General features: G+C 57.5%; 26 protein-coding genes, 2 pseudogenes and 1 riboswitch. Of the genes and pseudogenes, 15 read left to right on the forward strand and 13 right to left on the reverse strand.

The genetic code is table 11. The annotated features are described in order from the left end of the window. Positions 1-40 precede the first annotated feature (40 nt). The 5 genes from ACIQTS_RS08575 to ACIQTS_RS08595 all read left to right on the forward strand — a co-directional run bounded on the left by ACIQTS_RS08575 (position 41) and on the right by ACIQTS_RS08595 (position 4,050). The gene (locus ACIQTS_RS08575; RefSeq protein WP_402472680.1) at positions 41-520 is read left to right on the forward strand and encodes a hypothetical protein; all 480 of its coding nucleotides are present in this window, start codon (positions 41-43) and stop codon (positions 518-520) included. Between the two features lie 134 nt (positions 521-654). Next, entirely contained in the window at positions 655-1,137 is a 483-nt protein-coding gene (locus tag ACIQTS_RS08580; RefSeq protein ID WP_402472683.1) for a hypothetical protein, read from the forward strand. A 411-nt stretch (positions 1,138-1,548) separates the two neighbouring features. Beyond that, entirely contained in the window at positions 1,549-1,761 is a 213-nt protein-coding gene (locus ACIQTS_RS08585) for a hypothetical protein (protein WP_402472686.1), read from the forward strand. 369 nt (positions 1,762-2,130) lie between these two features. Then, positions 2,131-2,517, forward strand: a complete 387-nt coding sequence (locus tag ACIQTS_RS08590) for a hypothetical protein (protein ID WP_400291322.1) — start codon at positions 2,131-2,133, stop codon at positions 2,515-2,517. A gap of 432 nt (positions 2,518-2,949) precedes the next feature. Then, positions 2,950-4,050, forward strand: a complete 1,101-nt coding sequence (locus ACIQTS_RS08595) for an AI-2E family transporter (RefSeq protein ID WP_402472688.1) — start codon at positions 2,950-2,952, stop codon at positions 4,048-4,050. 264 nt (positions 4,051-4,314) lie between these two features. On the opposite strand, the gene ACIQTS_RS08600 is transcribed toward ACIQTS_RS08595, so the two are convergent. The 5 genes and pseudogenes from ACIQTS_RS08600 to ACIQTS_RS08620 all read right to left on the reverse strand — a co-directional run bounded on the left by ACIQTS_RS08600 (position 4,315) and on the right by ACIQTS_RS08620 (position 8,812). After that, complete coding sequence (locus ACIQTS_RS08600; RefSeq protein ID WP_400291326.1) at positions 4,315-5,484, reverse strand: hypothetical protein; 1,170 nt, start codon at positions 5,482-5,484, stop codon at positions 4,315-4,317. Between the two features lie 75 nt (positions 5,485-5,559). Further along, positions 5,560-6,309, reverse strand: coding sequence for a YiiX/YebB-like N1pC/P60 family cysteine hydrolase (locus tag ACIQTS_RS08605; protein WP_400291328.1), 750 nt, complete (start codon positions 6,307-6,309; stop codon positions 5,560-5,562). 319 nt (positions 6,310-6,628) lie between these two features. Next, a pseudogene (locus tag ACIQTS_RS08610) lies at positions 6,629-7,530 on the reverse strand (IS3 family transposase); the annotation flags it as partial. A gap of 167 nt (positions 7,531-7,697) precedes the next feature. Further along, positions 7,698-8,444: a hypothetical protein gene (locus tag ACIQTS_RS08615; protein WP_402472691.1), complete on the reverse strand. Its 747-nt coding sequence runs from the start codon at positions 8,442-8,444 to the stop codon at positions 7,698-7,700. After that, a complete protein-coding gene (locus tag ACIQTS_RS08620) occupies positions 8,438-8,812 on the reverse strand; it encodes a hypothetical protein (RefSeq protein WP_400291331.1) in 375 nt (124 codons plus the stop codon). Before ACIQTS_RS08620 ends, ACIQTS_RS08615 begins: the two co-directional genes overlap by 7 nt. 95 nt (positions 8,813-8,907) lie before the next feature. Here ACIQTS_RS08620 and ACIQTS_RS08625 point away from each other — a divergent pair, with 95 nt between their 5' ends. Continuing rightward, positions 8,908-9,765, forward strand: a complete 858-nt coding sequence (locus ACIQTS_RS08625; RefSeq protein ID WP_402472693.1) for a glycosyltransferase family 2 protein — start codon at positions 8,908-8,910, stop codon at positions 9,763-9,765. Positions 9,766-9,773: 8 nt separating this feature from the next. On the opposite strand, the gene ACIQTS_RS08630 is transcribed toward ACIQTS_RS08625, so the two are convergent. Both ACIQTS_RS08630 and ACIQTS_RS08635 read right to left on the reverse strand, forming a co-directional pair. After that, a complete protein-coding gene (locus tag ACIQTS_RS08630) occupies positions 9,774-10,745 on the reverse strand; it encodes a glycosyltransferase (RefSeq protein WP_400291335.1) in 972 nt (323 codons plus the stop codon). A 96-nt stretch (positions 10,746-10,841) separates the two neighbouring features. Further along, positions 10,842-11,876 (reverse strand): glycosyltransferase, encoded by a 1,035-nt coding sequence (locus tag ACIQTS_RS08635; protein WP_402472697.1) that lies wholly within the window; start codon positions 11,874-11,876, stop codon positions 10,842-10,844. A gap of 121 nt (positions 11,877-11,997) precedes the next feature. On the opposite strand from ACIQTS_RS08635, the gene ACIQTS_RS08640 reads away from it, so the two are divergent. Both ACIQTS_RS08640 and ACIQTS_RS08645 read left to right on the forward strand, forming a co-directional pair. Beyond that, positions 11,998-12,231 carry a DUF4193 family protein gene (locus ACIQTS_RS08640; RefSeq protein WP_402472699.1) on the forward strand — a complete coding sequence of 78 codons (234 nt, stop codon included), beginning with the start codon at positions 11,998-12,000 and terminating at the stop codon, positions 12,229-12,231. A gap of 72 nt (positions 12,232-12,303) precedes the next feature. Beyond that, positions 12,304-13,411 (forward strand): annotated as a pseudogene (locus tag ACIQTS_RS08645) (IS630 family transposase). A 185-nt stretch (positions 13,412-13,596) separates the two neighbouring features. Here ACIQTS_RS08645 and ACIQTS_RS08650 read toward each other — a convergent pair. Next, the gene (locus ACIQTS_RS08650) at positions 13,597-13,974 is read right to left on the reverse strand and encodes a MerR family transcriptional regulator (RefSeq protein WP_400291341.1); all 378 of its coding nucleotides are present in this window, start codon (positions 13,972-13,974) and stop codon (positions 13,597-13,599) included. Positions 13,975-14,036: 62 nt separating this feature from the next. On the opposite strand from ACIQTS_RS08650, the gene ACIQTS_RS08655 reads away from it, so the two are divergent. Together ACIQTS_RS08655 and ACIQTS_RS08660 are read left to right on the forward strand one after the other, a co-directional pair. After that, positions 14,037-14,471 carry an Hsp20/alpha crystallin family protein gene (locus tag ACIQTS_RS08655; protein WP_402472700.1) on the forward strand — a complete coding sequence of 145 codons (435 nt, stop codon included), beginning with the start codon at positions 14,037-14,039 and terminating at the stop codon, positions 14,469-14,471. Between the two features lie 392 nt (positions 14,472-14,863). Next, positions 14,864-15,103 carry a hypothetical protein gene (locus ACIQTS_RS08660; RefSeq protein WP_022874873.1) on the forward strand — a complete coding sequence of 80 codons (240 nt, stop codon included), beginning with the start codon at positions 14,864-14,866 and terminating at the stop codon, positions 15,101-15,103. 817 nt (positions 15,104-15,920) lie between these two features. Here the strand turns inward: ACIQTS_RS08660 and ACIQTS_RS08665 are convergent. The 4 genes from ACIQTS_RS08665 to ACIQTS_RS08680 all read right to left on the reverse strand — a co-directional run bounded on the left by ACIQTS_RS08665 (position 15,921) and on the right by ACIQTS_RS08680 (position 20,317). Next, entirely contained in the window at positions 15,921-16,235 is a 315-nt protein-coding gene (locus ACIQTS_RS08665; RefSeq protein ID WP_400291345.1) for a PhzF family phenazine biosynthesis protein, read from the reverse strand. A 226-nt stretch (positions 16,236-16,461) separates the two neighbouring features. Further along, positions 16,462-17,667: a cystathionine gamma-synthase gene (locus ACIQTS_RS08670; RefSeq protein WP_400291347.1), complete on the reverse strand. Its 1,206-nt coding sequence runs from the start codon at positions 17,665-17,667 to the stop codon at positions 16,462-16,464. Next, positions 17,664-18,971 (reverse strand): O-acetylhomoserine aminocarboxypropyltransferase/cysteine synthase family protein, encoded by a 1,308-nt coding sequence (locus ACIQTS_RS08675; protein WP_400291349.1) that lies wholly within the window; start codon positions 18,969-18,971, stop codon positions 17,664-17,666. The genes ACIQTS_RS08670 and ACIQTS_RS08675 overlap by 4 nt, the downstream gene beginning before the upstream one ends. Before the next feature lie 84 nt (positions 18,972-19,055). Beyond that, positions 19,056-19,146, reverse strand: a riboswitch (SAM riboswitch). 229 nt (positions 19,147-19,375) lie between these two features. Next, complete coding sequence (locus ACIQTS_RS08680) at positions 19,376-20,317, reverse strand: LysR family transcriptional regulator (protein ID WP_096256531.1); 942 nt, start codon at positions 20,315-20,317, stop codon at positions 19,376-19,378. A 123-nt stretch (positions 20,318-20,440) separates the two neighbouring features. Here ACIQTS_RS08680 and ACIQTS_RS08685 point away from each other — a divergent pair, with 123 nt between their 5' ends. The 3 genes from ACIQTS_RS08685 to ACIQTS_RS08695 are packed head-to-tail and all read left to right on the forward strand — an operon-like array spanning position 20,441 to position 23,028. After that, on the forward strand, positions 20,441-21,433 hold the full coding sequence (locus ACIQTS_RS08685; RefSeq protein ID WP_402472705.1) for a DUF1852 domain-containing protein: 993 nt from the start codon (positions 20,441-20,443) through the stop codon (positions 21,431-21,433). A 19-nt stretch (positions 21,434-21,452) separates the two neighbouring features. After that, complete coding sequence (locus tag ACIQTS_RS08690) at positions 21,453-22,493, forward strand: methionine synthase (RefSeq protein ID WP_402472708.1); 1,041 nt, start codon at positions 21,453-21,455, stop codon at positions 22,491-22,493. Continuing rightward, positions 22,480-23,028, forward strand: a complete 549-nt coding sequence (locus ACIQTS_RS08695; protein WP_402472711.1) for a flavin reductase family protein — start codon at positions 22,480-22,482, stop codon at positions 23,026-23,028. Before ACIQTS_RS08690 ends, ACIQTS_RS08695 begins: the two co-directional genes overlap by 14 nt. Positions 23,029-23,104: 76 nt before the next feature. Here ACIQTS_RS08695 and ACIQTS_RS08700 read toward each other — a convergent pair whose 3' ends face one another. Then, on the reverse strand, positions 23,105-24,046 hold the full coding sequence (locus ACIQTS_RS08700) for an LPXTG cell wall anchor domain-containing protein (protein ID WP_402472714.1): 942 nt from the start codon (positions 24,044-24,046) through the stop codon (positions 23,105-23,107). 594 nt (positions 24,047-24,640) lie between these two features. Here ACIQTS_RS08700 and ACIQTS_RS08705 point away from each other — a divergent pair. After that, positions 24,641-25,669 (forward strand): hypothetical protein, encoded by a 1,029-nt coding sequence (locus ACIQTS_RS08705; protein ID WP_400291359.1) that lies wholly within the window; start codon positions 24,641-24,643, stop codon positions 25,667-25,669. A gap of 46 nt (positions 25,670-25,715) precedes the next feature. Then, on the forward strand, positions 25,716-26,423 hold the full coding sequence (locus tag ACIQTS_RS08710; RefSeq protein ID WP_400291361.1) for a hypothetical protein: 708 nt from the start codon (positions 25,716-25,718) through the stop codon (positions 26,421-26,423). The last annotated feature ends 517 nt before the right edge of the window (positions 26,424-26,940 follow it).

Consider the following 26,940-nt stretch of genomic DNA (forward strand, 5'->3'; position numbering starts at 1 on the left):
ATATTCTACTACGAAACAGCTATCAGTACCGGAGTGAAAGATGAGAGAATCCTTAGCAGTTCCCGTAGAAACCTCCCCGCAGCAAGGCAGCGCGTGGAGCACGCGAATCCAGAAGATCGCCACCTTCGCCTCTGAACAGTGCCGGAGCCGGGATACCGTGCATTCAGCAATGTGCACTATTACCGGCTCCCCGGAGCAGCTCGTCATCAACTTGGCATGCACGGCAAAAAGCGAAGACCAGGTGCCCGAGTTGATGCAGTACGTCAACGACACCCTCCTTCTGAAGATGGAAAGCTCGCTCGGTGTCCGATTCGAGGTGAAGAATCTGCAGTTCGCCGTCGCGGGCAAGGAGAGCCTGCTCGCAGCACCAGAGCACGCACCCGAGGCCGAACTCCCCGCGCATTGGCTCGATCAGCCTTTCGCCGCACCGAAGCAGACCCCCACCCCCGGGTCAGGGCTCGAACCTGCCAGTTTGGGAAGTGAATCAGATGGATCCCATGCAGATTTGAGCATGGCCTAGGATCTGCAGCACCCGCCGCCCGCCAAGAGCGGCAGCACCAAAACGAAAGGACCTTTCCAAAGCGCATCCCGCTGCGGAGCCTTACGTCAATATCGCTATTTTCATGAGCAGTGCAAGAAAGGGAAGTATCTAAAATGCCAGGTCGAATCGTACGAACCCGAACCGCAGTCAGAGTCGCTGATTTTCTCGCCACCCGTGAAGGCAAAGCCCACCTGTCCGGCTACGGCTGGGCGCAGGGAATGCCGATCGTCATGACGCAGCCTGCCGAATCTCTCAACGATGCCATGGGCATGGCATCAATCCATGGCCGTGCAGTGCTGGTGGCCATGCTCGATCCGCAGACCGAGGAACTTCACATGATGCATGTCACCGTCCCCCAAGCAGCACTGAAAGTGACCAAGGCCTGCGCTGATCGACTCACCATGGGAGAGTTCTTCGAACGCCTGGCCACCGAGCTCATTGCTGAGTTCCGCGTGAAATTCTGGAAGAACACTGCCGTCGCCCACAAGATCCCAGCCTGCCCCGCTATGCAGTCGCGAACCACCTCATCGACTCGATACCCAATGCCAGCACACCAGCATGGAGCCGAGCGCGTCGCGGCGGGCACTAGCAGGTAAACACCTTAGCCCCGGTTCTGGCTCATTGACCTGGCCAGCCAGCCAATACCCCCGTGGAACGGCTGGCGAGCCAGAACCGGGCCCCGTCTGGGGCTAGTTGTTGGCCTCGGTCCTCTATCCAGGTTTGCGGATACCAGGACCCGGAACAGCCAAGAAGCCGCAACAAGATGCACAACGCGTGATGGCATCACCTATGAAGCGAGAACGTTCCCATTTCGTAGCCTTCGAACCGGACTCTTCTGCCTGCCAGTCCCCTTTCAATGACGCCTTCTTTCAATGACGCCTTCTCGTGAAAGGCGTTAAGAAATGCTCACCATCAGCACGGAAAGTTACCCGGGACGCAGCGTCCACTTCAATCAACTGCCGACTTTCATCGGAAGGTCGGCAATTGAGCATTTCAGGACGGATTCGATGAGCTCAGCGAAAAACCTTATCCCCTACCGAGTTGTGCTCGATATTAACCGCGAAGACGACAGCTGCTTCCTCTTCGAGGCGCTCCAGCATTACCGTCGATACCTTTCAGCACAGGAGCACCACCAGCCCGAACTGCACAGCATGCGCCGGCTACTCGACATGGTTGACGCAGCCTGGCTGAACTCCGCGAACGTGACCGATAGAAACTAGCAGCACGAACCGTATTCGATTCTTCTCCGCGAAGGAATTGCATAACAAGCTGATCATTCTTTGGGCTATCACCCGCGAACTAGCTCTCCATTCAGAGCAACACTCAACTGTCGGGTATCCATATGAGGGAATTGCGCGTACCGTCGAAAGAACACTCCGCGATAGTACCCGTGGCAAACCTGGCACCTGCACCATCCACGACAACGCATCGCGGCAGGGCTCTAACTGGAAATACCGCACGAGCCGCAAGAGCGGAGGCCCTCCATGTCCATCCACAGCCTAAGATCCCACACCGCTGAACACGTCAAGCATATCCTTGGCTCCCGCCAAGCCCGCATCCATCTGGCCTCCTACGGCTGAAGGGAAGGGATGCCCATCGTCCTGGCACAACCCCACGAACGACTCGATGACGTCATGGGACTGGTCTCCATCCACGGACGATCCGCAGTGGTCGCGATCTACGACGAACCCGACGACCACCTAAGCTTCTGGTTCGTCTCTCTGCCAAACCCGGCATTGCAAAACGTACTGGTCGAACCGCGAGGCCAGACAGTGGGGGAATTCATCGCCCCTGGCACACCTGACGGGGCGAGAACGTTCCGTGTCCGGCACTGGGCACACAGTGCCATCACTTTTGAAATCCCCTGTTACGTGCGCAGCGACCTAGAACATCGCACCTCGTACAACACGCACCTCGGTGCATTAGGTAAATCGCAAGCTGAAGATTCCCTGGATGATCCAGAACTTGCGGACTGACCTGCGGTGCGGAGAGTTAAGCTGGTCTTGTGTATAACTGAAAATCAGCCTATTCGCACTGAAGCATCCCACGGACATCGCGGGATGCTTCAGTGTTTAATGCTGACAGCCAGCTCACCCAACGCAAGTCCACTGCCCAAAGATGTATAGAATCCATCTGAAACACTTCCCTGCTAGCAACACCGCCACGAGCACATGCCTTGAAGGCCTGTACTCGGGTCAACAACTGTGAACCAACCGCGCTGTGATGGACGCGAAAACAAGTTCGTCAAGACGGCGAAACCAGTGCCGTCCGCACCCTCTGGCGCTGCAAGAACTGCGGAGCATACACCACTGCTACCCACCCGAAGAAACATAGTTCTTGCACCGGCCGTGAGCAGTTGAATGCAATTGACGAGGCCTTCTGCAGCATGCCCAAGAAAAGAGACCCGCGTGGAGACGATAAATAATAAACGGAACCAGGCCGAGGGCATGCGCTGGCCCGACAGCCTCAGCTGGGCTGGTGAACGCTCCCGCCAGATACTATGGCTGCTTGCCTTGGTTGTGGTTGCGGTCTACGGGTTGCACAAGATCACTTTGGTTGTCATCCCATTCTTGCTGGCCGTAATTCTGGCAGCAGCCATCGCACCGCTGGTGAATTGGTTGCGTGGCAAAGGGTTGCCTAACACGGTTGCTAGCGGGACGGCCTACATTCTCGTACTCTCCGGTTTCGCGGCTGTCATCGCCGGGGTCGTCGTAACCATCCGTGCCCAGTGGGCGGAGCTCGTGGATCAGGCGGTGAAAAAATTTGACCGTTTGTACGCCTGGATCGCACAGGGACCATTGCCCGTAGATGATGCCATGATCCAGGATGCCCGCAACGCGGCGAGCGATTTCGTTACCAGCAAGGCGGCAGGGAACACCGCGGTAGACAGCATCTTCGTTGCCACCCAGGTCTTCACTGGTTTCATCCTCATGGCAGTCATTTTGTTCTTCTTCCTCAAAGACGGCAGGAAGTTGTGGGCATTCTGTTTGATACCCCTTAAAGGGCGGCAATTGGCAAAAGCCCGGCTCGCCGGAATACACGGTATAGAGGTGCTAGGCGGATACGTACGTGGCACAGCCATCGTAGCTCTGGTTGACTCCGTGCTGATCGGCCTTACCTTATGGATTTTGCAGGTACCCCTGGCGCTTCCTCTAGCTGTCGTGGTCTTCATCGGTGCCTTCATCCCAATACTCGGCGCCACCACCACCGGACTTCTTGCTGCTCTGGTCGCGTTCGTGGCCAATGGCCCAACGGCAGGACTGATCATCATTGGCGTCAGCTTCGCTGTGAATCAACTAGAGGGCAACCTTCTGCAACCGCTGGTGATGGGAAAAACCCTCCATATCCACCCTCTGGTTATTCTGATCGCGTTAAGCGCCGGAGCCGTGCTCGCTGGAATTATCGGGGCGATCCTTGCCGTGCCGCTGGCGGCCGTCAGCTGGGCCATCGGCAGAATATGGTTCAGTGATCGCTTCTCGAACCGCCATCGGCCAGTTCTTGATCACTAGGTTTGTTCAGAGTCCTGGCGTTATGACTCCGAGCCAATTTTCCGTTCCCTACCAACCTGCGTCGCCCCTGAAGGGTAGCCTGCCGCGAGACGGCTATCCCCGGCCGCTGCGTAAAGGTCGATATCACACGAAAAAGCTGGTCATCTACACAGAAAGTCGATCTAACTCGATACGAACCAGCCGTCATCAGACCCGGGTCACCACAACCAGAGAAATGCAATTCCATAACCAAAACAATCGGCTAAACGAGAACAAAGTAGACCCTCACGGCTTCACCGCAAATCCCCTAAAGAAGAAACCGCTGCTGAGGTTTGCGGGATCTTCATCCAACACGGCCCGCCCCACCTCTTCCCCGGTGTGCCGGTCATAACGCAAAACCCTGTACGGAGAACCATCATTGTTATCCGCCATGATGACAACGTCAGCATCAGTGAAGATCGCCTTCGACGAAGCCGAATTATCGCTATACGCTTCCACCGTAAACTTGCGTTCTGTCCGTCCCGTCTGAATGTCCGTAGACATGATCGAGTCCTTAACCCCGTACCATTCAAGCTTTCCGTCCTTCAGCGACTGGCGGGTTACCTGGGGAAGGCCCGTACCATCTTCACTGATGAAAGGCTCAGTCGCTTCATCTGAGATCAGTGCCTTGCTCTCATACTTACCGGTCTTGGTGTCCCATATCGATAAGACGGCCTTAGCAGCAACATCCAATCCACCTCGTCTCTCATCAGAGATGTAGTAGATTTTTCCATCATGGCATGGCGCATCATTGAGTACCGCGCCCTCTCTAGCCCGTGTACTGCTGCCGACAACTTTTTCCTTGCCGTCCTTCGTGCCAGTCAATTGGCTGAGAACCATGGGCTCCGTATCAGGATCCCCCGTCTTCGAATACGGGCCGGTAGCCAAACCAATTCCGAAGACCTCCCCCTCGCACTGAGCAGCAATGAAATAGCTACCTTCAACCTCGGCTAAAGAGGTTCCGGAACTGGTAGTGGTCACAACCTGAGTCGTATACCCCACGTCGCTGAAGCCCAGATTATAAAGTCCCACTGCAGTATCCGCTGCTGTGGCAAGCATGGCGTATTGGCTATCAGTTTTTGCATTCTCAAAACTCTTCAAACCGGCACCATCAATCAGATAGTCGGTCTTCATATCACTGAAGAACAACCCCTTCTCAGTCCACTCCATCGAGCACATGTCCATGCCCCAGGTCTGTACCTCTGTAAAAGCACCATCATCCTTTAACAGAACAACCTTTCCGTCTTGGCTTTCCCCATCCATGTCACTGCTCGCAGCACTGAAGCACAGTGCGTACGTGGCCTTGCCTAGAGCCTCGGTTTTTTGGGGTGAGGGATCCGCTGGTGAACAGCTAACCAGGGTAAAAACAGTGGTCGCCACTGCCGCTGCGGTGATGATACGACGGGTGTGAATCATGGAATGTTCCATTCTGGTGCAGAGTTTGGGCCGGCCCAATTTCAGGCCGGCCCAGATACTAGTTTTCCAGTACGCTTAGAGGGTCTTGTACGTCACCGTCTTTGAGGAATCCTTGATGTTGTAAGGATAAACGCCCAAACCGCCGTTGCCGTCCAGATCAATCCCTGTAGCCGCCTTGTAAGCCGCCCACACCAACTGCGAGCAGTTCATCTTCGAACCGGTCGTCGACTTGTTCACGGCAAAGTTGGAGTTATATCCCTTGCCGCGCAATTTGTTGAAGGCATGATTGGCAGCCTTGCCTCTGTTGGTCGATGTAGTCGATACGTACTGCTTCACTGCACCCTTGCCTACCTTCACCGAGCTGCCAGCGATCGATCGACTGTTCTTTCCAGTGCCGGGAGCTTCCACAATGGTTGCGGTTGAGTAGTAAATTCCTGTGTGCCCATGCTGAACGAAAAGCGTCGAAGCAGGAGAGACGAAAAGATCACCCTTACGCGTTGCAGAACCTAAGGTGACGGTACCGCTGCCTCCGCTGCTGGCGGCCGAAGCCACGCTTCGATTAGCCAGAGAATCGACCGATTTTGCTTCCCTAACCGAAGCCTTGCTCTCGGACAAAGCCCGATTAACGGCTTCGTCCAAACTGATTCCTTCATCCTGTGCGAACTCACCCAGCGAATCCTTCAGCTCGGTGACTGAGGTTCCAGGATTGAGACTTGCCAACTCATTCAAAGAACCGTTTCCCGTATCAGCCAACGCCGGCATAGCCGAACCAATGACCAGCATGCTCGAAGCGGCGATTCCCGCGAGCATATGACGTTTTTTCAAAACACAACCCCTAGCACGTAGCAGTAATGATCCAAGTAACCCGTCAAACATGAACATAAAGAAGCACAAAAACACATAGCGCATCCAACGCACATTCAACGAAAAAGAATCCCTGATCTGACGAGAAATAATATTTCAGGTCAGTGGATAATATGATCCTAGCGTTAGGTGCGTCACCACGGAAGACACTCTGGCAAATTTTTCACAGAATTTTATATACATGTCCACTTTAGGCCTCAAACTAACCTCACCAAAGCACGAGGCAGAACTGAGCTGGTCAAGTTTCTGAGACACGATCTTTGATCTTTTCTAATTATTCTCAAGCCGCAAGGGCCAGAGAATTCATTTCCCAATACGAGTCCAGAACTGCTTGGGGGCTGAGCCTCCATTAGCTGTATGCGGTCGTTTCCGGTTGTACCAGACTTCGATGTATTCCATCACCGCGGTCCGCGCTGCCACCCTGCTGGTAAATGCCCGGTGATGGTACATTTCGTTCTTGATGGTCGAGAACGTTGACTCGGCCACGGAATTATCCCAGCACACCCCGGTGCGCCCCATCGATTGCCGCACGCCGTGGACAGCGCACCACCCTTGGAACGCGTCCGAGGTGTACTGCGTTCCCCGGTCCGAGTGGAACACGCTGCCAGACTGGATAAAGCCCCGCGACGCGGCAAGCTCCATGGCATCGATGACCAGCTGAGTTTGCATGTTCTCACCCATTGACCAGCCCACGATCTGACGCGAAAACAAATCGATGACCGTCGCCAAATACAACCAGCCCTCGCCGGTGCGCAGGTAGGTGATATCGCCAACCAGCTTCGCCCCAGGCCGGCAAGAGCGGAAGTCCCGCCGGCCGAGCTTATCGACCATATGGTTCTTGATATGCGCTGTTCGCGCTTGGTGGTCACGCACCGTCGTGGTTTTGAACGCACTCATCCGTTTGGCCTGGATTCCCAGGTCTTTCATAATCGAGAGGACCGTAGACTTCGCGATCTGTTCCTCATGGTTGTTGCGGAGCAGGTCCACCAGTTGGCCTGCCCCAGCAACCTGGTTGGATGCTTCGAATTCGGTGTGGATCAGTTCGGTGCGGCGCCTGCGCAGTGCTTGGGCTTCGCTCAGCTCCTCGCAGGGGTTAAGCCACCGGTAATAGGATGCCCTGGAAACCTGCAGTTTCTGGCACATCCACTTCACCGGGTACTGGCCGGTATGGGCCTTGGTGAAGGGGTCTGCTGGCAGCATCATCGCGCCATACTGGCAAAGCAAAGTTCACCGAATCCAAGAGCTCATAGACCAAGTCAGCGACTCACTTTATGGCTCCTGCCTACTGGAGAACGACCATCAGAAGCTCTGTAATTCACCGGCAAACCTTCCACCACCTGTCACGCCCGCTATCTTGCTAGCAAATCCAAATAGATCCGCTCATGGGCTTCCGCTACTGCCATACGTTGGCGCTTGCGCTCCTCTGCATCCATCCCCGGCACGCTGGATAAAGCCAATTGATGCTTCACTGCTTCTTCCAGTGAGTACTCATCAACACGGTCGTCATCCCATCGATACGGTGCCACCGACGCCTGCTGCCCCACATACTGACCACAATCAGGAGCGACGATGGCAGCTCCAGTATCCAAAGCCGCTTCGAGCCACCCGGAATGCGTGCCGAATCGATAGGGAAGGACATTCACATTCAGCGAACCCAAGTATTCGAAGAGCTCCTGTTCGGAGAAGTACTCATGCGCCTCAAGATTCCACTTTCCTTGCTTTTCTCCCTCTAGGAGCTGCCCTGCGAGATCCGCCTTGTACTCGCGGTTGGATGGATCAAGCACCTGACGATGTATGTGCACCTGCAGTTCAGTGTCTGGAATTCCCGCGACGATTCGGGCCAGAGGTTCCAGAATGGCTGGAGAAATATTAGCCCGGAGACCTTTAAGGTGCACCCCGATATGACGAGTCCTCCTCTGGGAAGACACCGCCAAAACCTCCCTGCGTCGGCGTAGCCGATCCATGGTTGCGAAATCAACGACGTGGGGGTGTGGCAGAACGTGGGCGGCACGATGCCATTGCGCCGCGATCTCCGCGGTTGCTCCATCGGTAAGGGTGATCAGCTGATCAGCTGAGGCGATGAGGATATCTAGCATCTGGCGGTGGGCCGTGGCATCAGGCTGATGGGGTTGATCAAGTCATGCACCGTATAGACCAATGGCTTGTGGAAATGACGCAATTCCGTGATGGTATTGCGCAATGTCTGTGGGTCCACCGCATCAAAACCAAAATGTATATGCATCAAATCGAACCGCTGATGGTTGTCCCTCACCCACTCGGGAGTCAGCATCAGCGGAGGCCACCACGGTGACTGTTCGCTTTGGGAGCCTGGCGCATGGATGGGGTCAGGCAACCGAAGCGACCCGCGGTCCTGTTCTTGCAATGGTTCCAAATGCCGAATATAGACCTGGTCTTGAGGTACTGAAGCAACACGGATCATCGTGGAAGCATTCTGGGAAGTCATGCCGAATTCTCCTCTGTCGAGCGGCGGATGGGTAGGGTCGAAGTTGATTTGCTATTCACCTATATCGGTTGGGCTGCATGAAGAATTGGTTTGGAATGGAATTTTCGGTTCTCGTCATCGCTCATCAACGAGCAGGCCACCTGCAACGGCTGCTCGATGGAGTGCAGCGAAGTAGCGTCCTGCCGCAAGAGGTCATCGTTGTCTACATGGACGACCCCTACCCGGAACCGGTCTCGTGCGATGTGCCATTGAAAGCCCTCCATATCCAGAGCACCCCCGAGGAAAGCGGATTACCTCTGGCCCGCGCACGGAACACTGCTGCGGCCAATGCCAGCACGGAGCAACTGGTCTTCCTTGATGTGGATTGCATCCCCTCGGCACAGGCATTCGAGCGCCTGCTGCAGGCTTTGGGCGAGCATTCTGCCCTGGCGATGGCCGATCCCCGGTATCTGAAAGGCCCCATAGCGTCCGGACCCACGCCTTATGATTTCACTCTGGACGAGCTTTCGGTTCCCCACCATGCAAGAGCCGCGCTGCCGACCGACGTGCCATGTGAAATGCACGAGCATTTCTGGTCGCTGGGTTTTGCGATCTCTTCCAGCGATTTCAAGCGAGTCCGAGGTTTCTGCCTGGAATACAGCGGGTACGGGGCAGGAGATACAGACTTCGCCTTCACCGCCCGCCGCCATGGCATCCCCGTAGTGTTCACCCGTGCGGTGGTCTTCCACCAGCATCACGGTGTCTCCAAGCCGCCGTTGAACCACTTCGACGCAATCGTAGCCAATGCATCGAAATTCCATGCTCGATGGGGCGTGTGGCCGATGGAAGGATGGCTCACCGCTTTCGCCCACATGGGATTGCTGCGCTGGGCGTCCGATGGCCGAACACTCGAAATCTTGCAACATCCCACGCCGCTTCAGATTCAACACGTCCGAAGCCAAGACGCCTACTAGGCTGCCCATCAGCTCGTCAGCTCTCGAACCATGGCTTCGACCTGCCGCGTGAATTCGTCCGCATCGGTGAACAGAACCCGGGAAAGAGCATGCGGGTCGCTGGCAGCAGCTTGCTCCAGGACAGCATTCCAATTTACCGGTTCCTTCCACGAATCGAGTGTCATGCAACCGGTCGCTCTTTGCAGCATCCGAGCGTAGACTCGCTGCTCGTCGAAAGGACGTTCCTCCGGAATCAGAAGCATCGGTCTGCCGCAGGCTGCGGCGGTGGCCACGGCATTGTGGCCGGTGGAAGTGAGCACTACATCGGCTTGTGCCATGATGCGCGATGGTTGCTGGACTGTTCCATGCAGCGTGAGGTTCTCAGGCATGCAATCGGTGTCCTCATGCACAGAGCCTAGAACGTCCCATGACCACTGTGGAGAAGAAGCCGCCGCATGCGCAATATCGGACAAACCGATCGATGCCGCCAATGAGGTTTGCATTGCGACTTTGCGCTCCCCCGGCACAGGATCCGCCAATGATGCGCCGACATGCTGAGTCATATCGAAGCCCGAGGCAGGTTCGGGAGTCTTGAAGTAATGGCTCTTTGAACCGAATTTGGCCAGATGTTCCCGCTCTTCCAAGGCTTCGGGGAAGTAGGCGAACAGCGCATCTGCAATCTCGTATCCCATCAGGTGCGCTTTGTCATTCCGCCGTCCAGGCATCCGGCGCAAAGCAACCCGGTAGCCGCTAAGCCGGGCAAAAAGAGCAACCTCCACCGATACGTCAACCATGACTACATCGGGGGCGAACTGTTCCCACGCACGGTTCAGAGCGGCGAAGCGTTCAACGATATGATCGCCAGTGGGAGCGTAGTGCAGAAATTCTCCTGATACAGGTACAGGGCTTTCCGGCCGTTGATCATCGATATCAGGCCGCAAAGGAACATAGTTGGCTCCGACCGGGAGCAATCCTTGGTTTTCCTCCCCCGTACTTGCCACTTGCACCTCGAAAGCGCCAGTTTCGGTGAGCCTACGGGCGTGGCGAAGATGCCCTGTTCCCACGTGGTGGGCGTAATTAGGAGATCTTTGGCCTACTCATCGATTCTGCCTCGCTGAACCTACTCGGGGAACGATCTGGTCTATGAGAGCCTCATACCCGTCAAGCATGCGCTCTCGTGTAAATAGCATTGCTCTTTGCCGAACCGCTTCGCGATCCATCTTCGCTGCCCTCAGCACTGCGGCAGCAAGAGCGGCTGAATCGGAGCCATCCGCGAGTGCCCCTCCGCTGGTACCGATGATTTCCCCCATCGCTCCAGATGGCAGGGCAGCCACTGGCGTGCTGCTAGCCATTGCCTCGAGCGTCGTCAATCCAAAAGGCTCAGCCCACAGGGGCGAGGAGATAAATACTTCACGCGAGCTGATGAGTGTCTTCAACTCTTCCTGACCAAGATGGCCCAGATACTCGATGTCCTGATCCAGATTCGGGGGAATAAGGCTGTTGAAGTACTCCTTGTCCTGAACAGGCCCGGCAATAGCCAGTTTCATCCCTGCATCTCGCGCCGCTGCGATGGCGATGTGCAACCCCTTTTCCGGAGTGATTCGGCCAGTCCAAGCCGCTGTTCCGGGGTTGATCCTGTTCCCAGGTTCCCCGCACCAGGCGTCCAGATCGATTCCGTTGGGAATCACGTGCAGTTCAGGCAACCATTGCTTCCACGCGCGGCTGTTCGATTCCGAAACTGTAGCGAAGCGATGCATCTGGCTCGAGGATGATCTCTTGCTAATGACTGCGGTGATCCGTGGAAGCGGCTGAGTGTGCAGAATATGCAGCGTCGGGATGTTTCGAAGGTGCACGTGAGGGACCGGGCTGAGCGAATTATTGATCACCACATCAAAATTTCCGTCGCGGGCCTTTCGCACAGCGTCCTGCATCGAACTGTCCAGAACGTGATGTTGATGATTACGTCCGTCCTCATCCGGGTACCCCTGAACCGTGAAGGTTTCGGCCAGTACGCCGACGGCCATCCCTTCCGAACCAGGGCCAAAAGGGTTGCTGCCTTCTTTGGCGAAGAGCGTCACGTGGTGGCCGCGATCAGACAAATCCTTGACGAGATGCGCGGTGTGCGATTCCATCCCACCGGCATACGGTGGACAGATCGGGTAATGCAAGTGGGCCAGCACCGCAATCCTCAAGGGAGCAGGCTTACCCGACGTTGCCGAAGCATCAGAAAAGACCCTCCAAGATGTACAGAAGATGGATGCGCCCACGGCGACGAGCGTGTCAGCGGAGCTTGAAGAGAACGATTTCGCTGACGGGTTGGAACTTCCCGGCGCCATCGTTGATGAGGAACTTTCCATTAACGTGACTCCGCCAGGGAATGACGAATTCGTCTGCGGGGAGTGCTTTACTATTCGCCATCGAAGCCAGGACGAAAAACATACCAAGCAAGGCATCATCTGCCGCGATTGTGTCCATGTGCATTCATAGTCCTGCAGGCTTGGAGCTAGTGTAGCGTGCCTTTAATTCCACCTGTTTTGAGCAGGTGGGACAATTGGTTCCATGGCCAACTACGCAAAACCACGGCAGCTACGCGACAGCGACCGGGCAACCCTGGAATCCATGACCCGCGGCAAGGACTCCAACGCCTCACTGGCCTTGCGCGCCACCACCGTCCTGCTGGCCGCCGACGGCGTACCAAACCATCCACATCGTTGAATCCACCGGCTTCTCGGAACCGACGGTGCGCCGATGGCGCACCCCTACGAAGAATCCGGCATCGACGGTCTTGGCGACGCGCCGCGCCCAGGCAAGACGCAGAAGATCGACGATTTGGCGATCCTCGCCGACACCCTGGCCAACGACGGGGTTCCCCCGGCCGAACTGGGGATCTCCCACTGGTCAGCCAGGATCATGGCCGAACGCCATCAGGTCTCCTTCTCCTCGGTAGCCCGGATCTGGCGGCGCTGGAAAATCCAACCGCATCGGATCGAGACGTTAAAGTTCTCCACCGACCCGCAACTGGAAGCGAAACTGCGCGACGTGGTGGGCCTGCACCTGTCCCCACCGGAGAACGCGGTGGTGGTGAGCATTGATGAGAAGACCCAGATCCAGGCCCTCTCGCGCACGCAGCCGGTGCAGCCGTTGGCTCCTGAGCATCCGTTGCAGCAAACTCATGATTACCGGCGCAATGGCACTACCACGCTGTTTGCCGCGTTGGATGTCCTCACCGGGAAGCTGAGCGCGAGCAAGTTCTACCAGAAGCACACCAACGTCGAGTTCGTGGACTTCTTGCAGCAGGTCGCCGAGGCGAACCCGGAGATCGACTTGCACGTGCATCTGCGATAACTACGCCACGCACAAGTACCAGAACGTGTTGGGCTGGCTGACAGCGAACCCACGGGTGACCTTGCATTTCACTCCGACCAGTTGCTCCTGGCTGAACATGGTGGAGATCTTCTTCGGCATCATCACTCGCCAGTGCTTGAAGCGATCAAACTTCGCCTGGATTCCGGAGTTGGAGGCCGCGGTGCACCGGTATATCGAACGGTACAACGAGGAGGCGAAACCGTTTGCCTGGACGAAGACCGCGGATCACCTCTTGGGCAAGATGATTCGCAGGGCGAAGGCTAATGTGTTGGAGCTGGATGAAACCCAACCAAATAATTAACACGGAACACTAGCACTCTCCACTATTTGCTCCATAGAGAAGGTTCAGGAGGGACCAGTCCGCCAAACAGCAAGGGCCACTGCCAAGTGCTCGAGCAGAACGTGCATTTTCAGGCTCCGCGGCGCCTAGGCAAGAATTCGTCGGCACCCTGCCGAGAAGCATAGACCCTCAACGGTCTTGATAATTCAATCCGCGCCTTGCCGATGAGACTGCTTTGCAAGTGCCTTACGCAACCCCTCATTTTCAGATTCCAGCTCCAAGATGATGCCAATGCCTGCCAAATTCACGCCTCGATCAATCAACTCTGAGATTTGCTGCAACCGAGCTAAATCCTTGGCTTGATACCTGCGCGTGCCACCGCTGGTACGTGACGGGGTGATCAAACCACGCAACTCATACAACCGCACTGTTTGCACACTCACTCCCACACTCTGGGCAGCGGCAGCAATCGAATGCGATCCAGCAACAGGAACGGATCGCGGCGAATTTTTTGTCATTTCTTGCTTCCAATAGGCTTGCATGAACTCAGAATCCCATGCTATAAAATCTACATCGTTAGACATAGATCTAACGGAAAGTGAATTGCAGCATCGTAGAGAGTCACACCAGAAAGGAATGAGTTCAGATGATGCAGACCGAGGTACTTCGCGATTTCGACCGCTTGGTACAGCGAGCTTTCAACACCCAGCTCAGCTCCGAACCTGTCCACCCAATGCCAATGGAGGCTTGGAAGGGCGACACCGGATTTCACGCTGAGTTCGACCTGCCAGGGGTCGACGCCGAGCAGATCGACATGGCAGTGGAAAAGAACATCCTGACCATCCGCGCTGAACGCGCCAAACCAGGAGACCGCCAGCACATCGCCGGCTCGGAACGACTCTGGGGCCATTTCACCCGGGAACTTATCCTTGGGGATCATTTGGACACTGAAAGTATCCGGGCCATCTACGTGGATGGCGTGCTACGTGTCGACATCGCTGTCGCCGAGAGTGCCAAACCCCGCCGGATTCAGGTCGCGGTCGGCCAAGGCAAGAAGAACCCCAAGGAAATCACCAGTTAACCCAAGAAAGGCCCCTTGGAGGCCTGTGCGGAGATGATGTGTCATGTCTGCCCACATTGATTCGGAACTTGATCCGCTGGTCGCTGATGACGAGTTGCTTCTGGCCATATACGAGCTCGAGCTATCCACAGCTTCCCGTCAGCATCAGCCGCCTCGATCGCACCTTTGCACCTCGATCGAGGATGTTCCGCGGCCCAGTCAGCGGTGCCCGGAAGGAACTAACGAAATACGAACAATTCAACGTTCAGTGCGTCGGGCGGGTCCCGTCCGGGTGTATTCACGCTCGCCACCGAACAAGAGATGACTCCCGGGGAAACTTTTAAGGAGTGGTTGATTCGGGGGGTGCGTCCGGAACGCACCGGACGCACCCTGGCAACGAAAGGATCAGCACCATGCGTGAATCATTGCTCAACGTCCACCTCAATGACGAGCAAATCGAAGTTCTCAATGCTGCGCTGTGCGCCTACCGAGACCATTTCAGCGAGCTTCTTGAGTTGAACGAAGAAGCAGAAGGACCGCAAGCTCGCGAGAACAACAAGTACTGGCAGAGCAAAGTCCACGCGATACAAGAAATGATCGATCAAGTCAACGACTCACTGTATGGTTCCCAACCCCGGGAGGGGCCTCAATAACTTCACAGGCATTCCGCCACCGCACACTATTCGCCTATCTGCCTGTTGATCGTCGACCTTCGAGTGTTGGAATAGGCGTTTCGAGGCTAGGTACCGTGTTTAGGAGACTGATCGAATATAGGTCATCGAGCCGGCGGCCCGCTGCAGCGCGTGCTCCGCGATCCTGCGAATGTTCTCGCGGACCGTGGAGCACGCGCAAATGAATCAGCATGGTCAGTGCCCCTGCTGCGGCATCGCCCAAAGGCGTGTGCGCCGCGATGTCGGGGAGCGGTTGGGCGAGACTGAGTGGATTAATCCGCGTTTCCCAGCTCGCGGAGCGTTTCAAGGGTACGTTCGGTGCCGGCTATCCGATGTGCCCAGATCACGCGCCTGCTATCGGCCCTCATGTATCTCAGTCATGCTTCCCATCGCGACCGGCTGGCGATGTGGCTCGATTCCCCGCGCTCGGTAAGCACCTTTTCCGCGCCAGCGGCACGCATCTTGGCTTCCTGCGGCGTTGGGGTCCCCTGGTGCCGGCTTACTCGCGCGTATCCGATAATTGCCATAGCAACAACAGGACCTTGAGCCCTTCGACCTATTTTGGTTTTAAACGGCGTTTCTGACATGCAAAGACCCTGCTTATCGCCGGAGCCGGTAAATGTTAGTTGCGACCGGCGGCTAAGACCAGTACCAGACAGAGGTTCTTGGCATGAATTTCCTCTTCAGCCATGGCGCCAGGGCGAAGGATCTTCCGCCGTCTCGGCTGGCGAACTCCTGACGTGGATGTGCCTGCTCAGAGCAGATGGACGTCGCACTGTCGTCAGACTGCCGTTGTGCCTCAGTATAGGATACTGGCCGTTCCTCCGGCCCACACCATCCTGCCCTGGAATCTGACTGCGTGCTCGCCGGACCTGCCCATCAGCGTTCTCCGGGAGGCTCGATAGTTCGCAGGTGTCTTCGCAGTATTGGTGAGCCATTGGACGCCCGAGGCGTTCATCGATCCGCATACCTGATCCTCGAACACGTTGGCTTCAGGGGAGAAAGTGTGCAGCTCGAACGCATGCGGCGATCCCCCGGCGTGCGCGCCGACGGCACCGACCTTCGCATTGGGCAAGTCGGGTTCCAAGGCCTGAACCTCCTCGGAGGAGCCCACTGCACCACGGCCCCGTCCTTGCCATCGCCAACTAATGGATTTCGCGGCATAGGCGGCTCCTCGAAAGCAATCGTCGTGAGGGGCGCAGATCGCGATGCCGGAGATCATTAGGTTGGAACCCAGATTTGCAAGCTTGGAGTGCCCCGGAGGCGCGAATCGCTAAGCGGTGCCGACGTCTTGCACGCGGGCCTTCCTGTGCGGACGGCCCGCGTGCTGCGACGGCAGGTCAGGCGGTAGCCAGGCTGCGGTGCTGGATGCTGTCGGCCTCGGAAGCCTTCGCGGCTGCGGCCAGCCCGCGTTCCAGATCGGCAATCAGGTCCTCGGGCTCCTCGATGCCCACCGAGAGGCGGACCAAGTTCGCTGGAATCTCCAGCGGTGTGCCGATCAGCGAAGCGTGGGTCATTTCGCGCGGATAGCAGACCAGGGATTCAACCCCACCCAGGGACACCGAGAGCTGGAAGTATTCCATGGACTCGGCGAAGGCGCGGGCTGCCGCTTCATCGGAGAGCTGCAGTGAGAGGATCCCGCCGAAACCGCGCTGCTGGCGCTTGGCGAGCTCGTGGCCCGGATGGCTTTCCAGCCCGGGATAGTAGACGCGGGCGACCTCGGGACGGTCATCGAGCCAGCGGGCCAGAGTGGTTGCGGTGGCGCAGTGGCGTTCCATGCGCAGGCCCAGGGTCTTCAGCCCGCGGGCGGCCAGGTAGGAATCCTGCGGACCGGAGACCGCTCCCCCGGCGAACTGCTGGTAGCCGACGGCTTCGGCCAACGATTGGCCGCGGTGCAGGTAGTCTGCCACGATGACCGCCCCGCCGAGAACGTCGGAGTGCCCCCCAATGTACTTGGTGGTCGAGTGCACCACCGCGTGCGCTCCGAAGTCAAGCGGCCGCTGCAGGTACGGGGTGGCGAAGGTGTTGTCCACGACCAGCAGGGCGCCGTGCTCGGCGGCGATGGCGGCCCAGCCGGCCAGGTCGGCGATGCCCAGCAGCGGGTTGGACGGGGTCTCCACCCAGAGCAGCGCGGTGTTCGGGCGCAGCGCGGCGCGCACCGCATCCAGGTTGGTGATGTCCACCGCCGAGGAGCTGATCCCCCATTTGCCGTGCAGCTTCGAGATCAGCCGGTTGGTGCCGCCGTAGCCGTCGGCGCCCAGCACGATGTGGTCGCCCGGCTCAAGCACTGCACGCAGCAGCGCATCTTCGGCCGCGATGCCCGAGGCGAAGGAGAACCCGGCGGCGCCGCCTTCCAGCGCGGCGAGCTGGGATTCGAAGCCGTTGCGGGTCGGGTTGGAGCCGCGCGAATACTCGTGCCCGGCGCGCAGCACGTTGATGCCGTCCTGGATGAAGGTGCTGGTCTGGTAGATCGGCGGGATCACCGCACCGGTGTGCGGGTCCTTGTGCTGGCCGGCGTGCACGGCCAGGGTGTTGAAGCCGCTCATGCGAAGCTCACTTCCTTGGTGTCGGCGGTGGTTGCGGCCAGCGCGAGATCCAGCGATTGGGTGATGTCTGCCAGCAGGTCGGCTGGGTCTTCCAGTCCCACCGACAGGCGCAGGGTCGAGGTGTTCAGCCCGGCGGCTGCCAGCTGCGCCTCGGAGAGCCGGCAGTGCGTCATGGTGGCCGGGTGGGCGACCATGGTGCGGGTATCGCCCACATTCGCGGCCAGGCTGATCAGCTTGAGCCCGTCAATGACCGGGGAAACCAGGGATGGGTGGGCCAGCTCGATGGCCAGCACGCAGCCGGTGCCCTTCGGCGCCAGCGCCCGGGCCAGCTCGTGGCTGGGGTGCTCGGGCAGCGCGGGGTGGTGGATGGCGGCAATGCCCGGATACTCGGCAAGCGCGTCGATCAGCCGGGCGACGCTGCGCTGCACGTGGGCCGCGCGCACCGGCAGGGTCTCGATGCCTGCAAGGATGCCCTGGGCGCTGGCCGGTGCGAGGGTCGGGCCCAGATCGTGCAGGAACTTGGAACGAACCAGCATCGCGTAGGCCGCCGGCCCGTGGCGTTCAAGCAGCGAAGCGCCATTCAGCCGCACCCGCGGCGCGGCGATCTGCGGCCAGCGGGAGGAATCGGAGAAATCGAAGGTTCCCGAATCCACCACTATCCCGCCGAGCACCGAGCCGTGCCCGGCCAGAGCCTTGGTGGCCGAGTGCACCACGATGTCCGCTCCGAGTTCCAGCGGGCGCACGTTCAGCGGGGTGGCCAGGGTGTTGTCCACCACCACCGGGATGTTGCGCTCGTGCGCGATGGCCGCAATGGCCGGGATGTCGGCCACGGTGCACAGCGGGTTGGAGACCGATTCTAAGAAGAACGCCCGGGTGTCCTCCTCAATGGCAGCGGCCCAGGCGGCCGGATCGGCTTGGTCGACAAAGCTGACGCGGATCCCGAAGTCGGCGAAGGTGTCGGTGAACAAATCCACGGTGCCGCCGTAGAGCGAGGAGGAAGCCACAATGTGCTTGGGTCCCTGGGTCAGGGCCAGCAGGGACAGGGCCACGGCAGCCTGCCCGGTGGCGGTGGCCACCGCGTGGGCCCCGCCTTCCAGGGCGGCCACGCGCTGTTCGAGAATCGCAACGGTGGGGTTGCCGGTGCGCGAGTAGGTGAAGCCGGCCTGGCGCAGGGCGAACTTCTCCACCGCTTCGGCGTGCGATGCGAATTGGTAGGCCGCGGAATTGTGCAGTGGCGGCAGCATCGGGCGGAAGTCTCCGCTCGGGCGGTACCCTGCGTGCACCGCGTCGGTTTCCTGGCTCATGGCTCCTCCTCGATTCTCTGCGAGGGAGTGCACCGATTGGCATCGTGCGGCGGCACGAAGCTACGCAAAAACGCGTTCGGAACTGCTCCATCGTTCCTGGCGGTAGCACCTTTCGGTTTCCCGATGGTTGCTGCGGCGTCTCCGAGCCAGATCTCTCAGCCGCTCTTGATGGGTTGTTCTTCCATGGTTGGCTATCCGCCGCAAACGGTGCAAGCGGTATCCGGCGCCCGGCTTCATACAAGGCCGCCAGGCTTCATATGACTTCTCGTTGTCATGATGACGCGGTGGCCGGCAGCACTTTATGACGCGACCTTTTGAGATGAATCGGCGTGATGCAGGGGTTTTGCTGGAAGTTTGTGACGATGTGCCGGTGCTCGATGACCGGGGGTTACGCTGCTGGCGGCTCAGCCGAGCACTTCTACCCCGAAGCTGGCGACCACCGTTCGCACTTCTTGCAGGTAGCGCTGGGCCTGGTCGGTGAGCGGGATAGCGGCGTGGTCGATCCAGCCGATTTCGATGCGCTCCTCGATGGCCAGCGGGATGGCCACGATGGAGGGATCCAGCTCGTCGCTGATGATGCCGGTGGAGATCGTGTACCCGCCCAAGCCGATCATGAGGTTGAAGATGGTGGCGCGGTCCGAGACCTGGATTTCGCGTTGGCTGGAGCGCGTGGAGAGCACCTCCTCGGCGAAGTAGAAGGAATTATTCGCGCCCTGGTCGAAGGTCAGCCGGGGCAGGTCTTCGAGGTCTTCGAGCGTGACCTGGGTTCGGGTGGCCAGCGGGTTGCTGCGCGAGATGAAGATGTGCGGATCAGCCAGGAACAGCGGGTGGAAGACCAGCCGGGATTCGCGCAGCAGCTTGTCGATGACCTTTCGGTTGAAGTCGTTGCGGTACAGGATCCCGATGTCGCTGCGCAGCGTGCGCACGTCCTCGATGATCTGCTCGGTGCGGGTCTCGCGCAGCGAAAACTGGTATTCCTCGGCCCCGCTGGCCTGCACCATCCGAACAAAAGCATCCACCGAAAACGAGTAGTGCTGGGTGGAGACGCCCAGCAGCCGCCGGGCGGAGGGGCGGCCGAGATAGCGATGTTCAAGAAGCTCCACCTGCTCGAGGACCTGCCGGGCGTAGCCGAGGAATTCGGCGCCTTCGGCGGTGAGCGTTACTCCCCTGGCCGAACGCATCAGCAAGGTGCGCCCCACCCGTGATTCAAGCTCCTTCATCGCTGAGGACATGCTGGGCTGTGCGACGTAAATCAGGTCGGCGGCAGCCGAAATCGACCCCTCGGAGGCCACCGCCACGAAATAGCGAAGTTGCTGCAGCGTCAAACCATTTGTTCCCTGAACCATAGCCAGAGTCTATATGAATCCATAGTTATATCGAGTTACCCGATATCAAGAATCACCCTGCATGATTGACGCATCGACTTCCCCTCGGCCCACCACGGCCCCCAAAGAAACAGATTGGCCATCATGGCAGACGCGTTGACCTTCAGCATTAGCACCACTAAATTCGACGAGAATTACACCCCGTCAGCAAATTCGCGCACCACCACGAACTTCGCCAATTTGGCGCGTGGAGAGCGCCGCGCAGAGAACCTGAACAATGCTCTAACAATGATCAACCGCCGCTTCAATTCCTTGGCTCACTGGGACAATCCCCAAGGAGACCGATATGCGCTGGAATTGGAAATCATTTCTGCCAACGTGCATTTCACTGCCGATAATAACGACCAGAAATTTCCCCTTTTAGAAGTCCTTGAAACCACGATCGTGGATAAACTCCTAGGCACTCGAACCCAGGGAATAGTCGGCAATAATTTTTCGTCGTACGTCCGCGACTATGACTTCAGTGTGGTGCTTCCTGCGCAGAGTCGTGGCGCCGGCACCCCAGTTCTTCCCGAAGATTTTGGCGATCTCCACGGGCAACTTTTCCAGCACTTCCTTAACTCGCAGGCCTATGGTCAGCGTTTTGAGCAGCTACCGGTGATCTGCATCAGCGTCTCGACTTCCAAGACCTATTTCCGCACCGGCAACAGCCACCCAGTGCTCGGTTTGGAATACCAGCAGGACGAAAATTCATTGACCGATGCGTACTTCGGGAAAATGGGCTTGAGCGTCCGCTACTTCATGCCGCCAGGTGCCGTGGCACCGCTGGCGTTCTACTTCCGCGGTGACCTGCTCAACGACTACACCAATCTGCAGCTGATCAGCCTGATCAGCACCATGGAGACCTTCCAGAAGATCTACCGCCCGGAAATCTACAATGCCAACTCGGGAGCGCCTGCCGTGTACCACCCGAGTCTCGGCGCCCAGGACTTCTCCCCTACCCGCGTTTTTTATGACCGCGAAGAACGAACCCAGCTAGGCAAGACCCAAGGGAAGTTCGCCGAAGAGCATTTCATTATTCCGAATCGCGAACTGCTCGATCAGTGGTCTTCCTCCTACCCGACTCCTGTCGCCTGATATTCCGAAAGATTCTTCTATGACTTCCCCGCTTATCCCCACGTCTATTGTCGGCAGTCTGCCCAAACCTTCATGGCTTGCCGAGCCTGAAAAACTTTGGTCCCCCTGGAAGCTTGAAAGCGCGCAAGTGCGCGAGGGCCAGCAAGATGCCATGCGCGCAGCAGTGCTTGAACAGACCCAGCGCGGCATCGACATCATTTCCGACGGCGAGCAGTCGCGCCAGCACTTTGTCACCACATTCATCGAGCACCTGAGCGGTGTCGACTTCGAGAAGTGCGAGACCGTGCGCATCCGCAACCGCTATGATGCCAGTGTCCCCACCGTGGTCGGTGCCGTTGAACGTGAAAAGCCGGTATTCGTTCAGGACGCGCAGTTCCTGCGCACGCTGACCGACCGTCAGATCAAGTGGACCCTGCCTGGCCCGATGACCATGGTTGATACGTTGTACGATGCACACTACCGCAGCCGCGAGAAGCTGGCCTGGGAGTTTGCGACCATCCTGAACCAGGAAGCTCGCGAACTGGAAGCCTCTGGAGTGGACGTCATCCAGTTCGATGAGCCTGCCTTCAACGTCTTTTTCGATGAGGTGGCCGACTGGGGCATCGCAGCTTTGGAGCGTGCCTGCCAGGGACTTAAAGCCGAGACCGTAGTCCACATCTGTTTTGGCTACGGCATCAAGGCGAACAATGATTGGAAAGCCACCCTCGGCGCTCAGTGGCGCCACTATGAGAAGTCCTTCCCACTGTTGCAGGCTTCCTCCATCGATACCGTTTCGCTGGAATCCCACCATTCGAATGTCCCGCTGGAGGTCGTCGAATTGGTCCGCGGCAAGCGAGTGATGCTCGGAGCTATCGACGTGGCCAATGACGCTGTGGAGACAGCGGACGAAGTAGCGCAGACTCTGCGCAATGCACTGGAATTTGTGGATGCGGACAAGCTGATCGCCAGCACCAACTGCGGCATGGCTCCATTCCGTCGCGATGTTGCCCTGGCCAAGCTCAGCGCGCTCAGCGCAGGGGCTGGCATCCTGCGCGAGGAGCTTGTTGGTGCCCGCGTCTGAAGTGACAGAATCGGCGACACCATCGTTGCCCGCAGATGATTTCAAAGCAATCTTCCGCGGGCATCCCGGTGGCGTCAGCCTGATAACCGCCGATGCCGGCGACGGACCAGTTGCCCTCACGGCAACGTCCGTGGCTTCGATCAGCGTTGATCCGCCATTGCTCGTCTTCTCGATTTCTGCGCTGTCCTCGGCGGCCAAAGTGCTCACCCGCGCAACATCTCTTGTCGTTCACAGCTTGGATGCACATGACATCGAGGTGGCTAAATTGGGAGCAACCAGTGGGATCGATCGCTTCGCACAGAAGCAAACGTGGTCAAGGCTGAGCACCGGCGAACCGGTATTTGATGGCGTCCGGGCCTGGGTTCGTTGCGCGGTCATCGAGCGGGTTCAGGCAGGAACATCCACAGTTTTTGTCGCGCGCGCCTTTGAGTCGCACGTTGACCGCGATAGCGAACCCGGTCAACCCGGCAATGGACTGGTTTACCATAATCGCGCCTGGCACCGCTTGGATGAAAACTCGCAGGTAACCAGTTGAAGCTGTCCGGCCGCTGCCCCTTGGGACACCGGTCGAACAGCCTCAGACTGCACTGACGGTCTTGTGCTGCAGCGAGTTAGTGCTTGGCGGACTTCCTGCGTCCACGGGCCACAAATACCGCACCAGCGAGGGCCATGAGAAGTCCTAGCCCTGCAGCGGCGAAGCCGTCAAAACCGGTGTTTGCCAGTTCTGGCGCGGTGGAACCGGCAGCCTTCGTGATGGACTGTTTCTCGACTGCAGGAGCCTTGCTAATTTCACCTGCTGGCTTGATTTCGGCGGCAGCCGTTGGAGACTTATCTTCGGATGGAGTTGTTTCCTCTTCGGTTTCTGGATCTCCCGAACCTTCGCCTTCAGTCTCCGGCTGGATGCCGAAGTACATTTCAAGGTAATACGCTCGCAGTTCGGGGTCGTTAGCAAAAACCTCTTCGAGGAATGCTTGGATCTCCGCGGCGTCTTCATCGCTTTCAATGCCTTCCATCATGAAAGGCAGAATCAAGTCAATCAGCTCGAGCCCGTTGTCGGATTGGAAATATTCTTCCCACTGGGCTTTGTCCCAGTCGAAACTTTCCTCAGGAATAAGCTCGTTAATGGACTGCCAGAAAGCCAGCTCTTCATCAGAAAGGTCGAATTCTTCGTACCAGATGATATCTTCAGCAAGCAATTCATCAAGAAGTCGGTTCATCTCCTGCCCGGCTTCGGTCTGATCGAAAGCTTCCCACTGGGCTTCGTCCCAGTCCTCACTACTTTCGGGCATCAGCGCGTCAATTTGGGCCCAGCGAGGGTCTTCGCCTTGGACGGCAACGTCCGATGATGTTTCGGTGGCCTTGACCGACTCAACAACTTCAGCAGTGAGCTCAGGTGTAGCTTCAGGTTCTGACGAAGCAGCTGATTCCGTCACCGCGGGTTTTGATTCTTCGGCCACATCGGAAACAGCAGTTGGAGCAGCCGAGGACTCGGTTGCGGGGTCAATGGCAGGTTCCGACGTTTCTGTCTCATTGGATTCGTCGGCATCGAGCATCGTCTCTGGCTCAGCTGGAAGGATGCTTTCCTCGGATTCAACGACGTCCGCTACGGGAGACTGCGACGCAACTGGCTCCGCCTGCGCGTCCGCTGACGTTGACGATTCCACTGGCGTTGAGATGACCTCATCCGAAATCACTTCTGCATTTGCTGCCGGGCCGCTAAGCACCAATCCCGTGATCAGTGCCGTCGACATTGCCGCCGCGCCTAATTTGGTTTTCAATTATCCTGCTTCAAAGAGTGCGAATCGGCGCAAGAACCTCACAACAGAATAAAATAGCAATGATTGCTAAAGTCGCTCTGTCCTGCGCCGATGAATTGATGATTAGGCTAAATCTAGCTCATTGCCCGAAGATTCACCAAGAAATTTTTTCACGTAAAACTCGTTGCCTGCGAGCCTGAGGAACCTCATTAAACGAGGTTATGAATTAAGCTCAATTCCGCTAATGATTCTTTGGTATACCTGTATTCGAATTTTCTGAACAGCAGAAGTGCTCGTTGATCTCACGCAAAGTGCCTGGAATTCACCTTCGAACTAAACTGTCCCCTCTCATTCATATACTGAAAAGCAATATTCAGAAAGAGGGAGAGAATGGCCACCCGAAAGACTCAGGACACCGCGTTCAATCAACAACAGTCAGCTCCCACAGTCACGGTCTATCAGAATCCCGATCATGTCAGCGGCATACTTCAGCAGATTTATCGAGCCCCGCTGGTAAAAGAGGATACGACTGAAGGCGGCGGAACCAATACCGCAACGGAGACAACCACTGTTGACGGTTCGGCGGAAGGCACAGGAAACATCGGTTGGCTCGGGTCGAAATTGGGTCTCACTGCGAGAATGTCCGCAGGTGAAGAGGTTATCGAGGCACAGGCCTCGACTCAGAACCGCCGCTCAGTCTGGGAATACACCCAGGCATACTATCTGCATGTCGTTCGCGAGTCGTTGCGTCATTTCGGGTTGCTTCACACGGTCGCAACTCTGTCCGACGCGGAGACTCTGAAAGTTGGTGATCTCGTTGAATACACTACTGAGTTCAAGCCAGATCAGATGTCAGCGTTCCTTGATGTACTTTCGCCAGAACTCATAGCATCCGTCGTTCGCTTCCAAGCAAAGCAGAAGGCGCTGAAAGCTTTTGAGAAGTGGGGCGACTTCGATGCGCAGCAGGCCTACTTCGCCGAAACTGGATTCCGGGCCGATGCCCAGGCCGAGTTTGCGGCATCCGTAACCAGGGCGATTCGGAAGGACTTCCGTAGCGATGGAACACGTGAGTTCTTTGGCAATCTCGGCTCGGAGAACTACCAAGTCACGGCGATAACTATGTGCGATGCTGCCTATTTCACCGTCGAGGACACCGATCGGATCCTCGACGGGCGCTTTACTGTTTTGGGCAAGGTCGCGGAGTCAGTCGAACACGACCGTCCCACCCTTGAGCGTAACAAGCTCCTCAGCTCTGTTCCTGTTGAAAGCTTTGAAACACTGGTGGACGAACTGATGGAGCAGGCGGATCAAGGTCTCAAGAAAGCGAAGATCACTGGAGCAATGGCCTTCGACCTTGGCCTCTCTGCGCGCATCGACGGGGCTTCGTTCAAAGTGATCCCGATAGCGATCTACGTGTAATCTATTCCTCCTTAACTACCCATCCGAAAACAAAAAGGGGACTCTCATGATAGAAAATCTCAACCGCGATCAGACTTTCGCGTTGATCTCTGAAATGAATTCAACTCGCAATCTATTGGCCTACGGGATACGGGCGATGCGAACCGCAGCGTTCGTCGAAACCACACGAGATCCCATCTTCACCATGCTTTCCATCGGCGTGGAAAAGCTATACAAGCTGACGTTGGGGCTAGTCGACCTGGAACGCGATGGCAAATGGCCAACAAAGGCGCAGATGAAATCGCACGGGCACAACCTCGTAGACATGCATGATGCCGTCTTCGACGAACTCAGGAAACTAACAGCGGATAAGTCCGAATATGTTCGTGGTCTGCTCTCCTCAGTTGAGGACGATTTCGTAGTCAAGCCTTTGATCGCGGCGCTGGGCAGATACGGGCAAAGTGGTCGCTTTTACTATCTGGATGTTCTTGGGGACTCGCCGCAGGTGTGGGAAAGTCCCGAAGAACACTGGCAGCGCATCGAAGACGCCGTGATGCTCGAACCGGAGATCAAGGACTTATTCAATGAGGCCATGAATTCCGTATCGGACAATGAACTGTGGGATTCCTTCCATCGTTCGCTCCATGAACGAATCGCACTTTCCATCGAACGCCTGTGGGAAATGATCGCCGTTGCCGGCAGGAACCACGCGCTCGGCGAGTCGGGGACGCAGTTCGGGTTCGAAGTTCATCCTCGTTCCGTCGGTCGCCAGTAAGGCACCGGCAGCAGCAGAGACCGACGTTGGAAAGAGCGAAAGTTACTGGCACGCTCCTAACCTCAACATGATTACACTCTAACTTTCAAGGCTCACCATCGGCGATGCGGCCCAAGACGAGCGGCGATCGACAGCATGACATGATCCCGTTTTGGTCAAGTGCTGCCATCTGGTCGCAGAAGGCATGCAGGAGACGAGGACGGGCACCATCGTTGAATTACGAAACAAGAACGTGCTACACGTGCTACGCACTCGCTACACGATCCGGCCAACTCTCGGCCGCCCCATGCTTCTGCGACCTACAAGCGTCGGGTACAGTCCGGTTGGCATACCTTTAGTCCCATGCTCGATCATCGGCGCGAAATAGTGGGATAACTACAGCAGCCGAACGACGCACATTCCGAAGGGAAGCCGCGGTCGGTCCCACACGCGGATCCGGCGCTAAACCTCGGACCGAAACGAGAGTCATATTTCCTTTTAAAGGATGGTCCCGCCTTAGGATTAACTGACATAAGTC

Source organism: Glutamicibacter sp. NPDC090743 (genome assembly GCF_044769125.1).
GTDB lineage: Bacteria > Actinomycetota > Actinomycetes > Actinomycetales > Micrococcaceae > Glutamicibacter.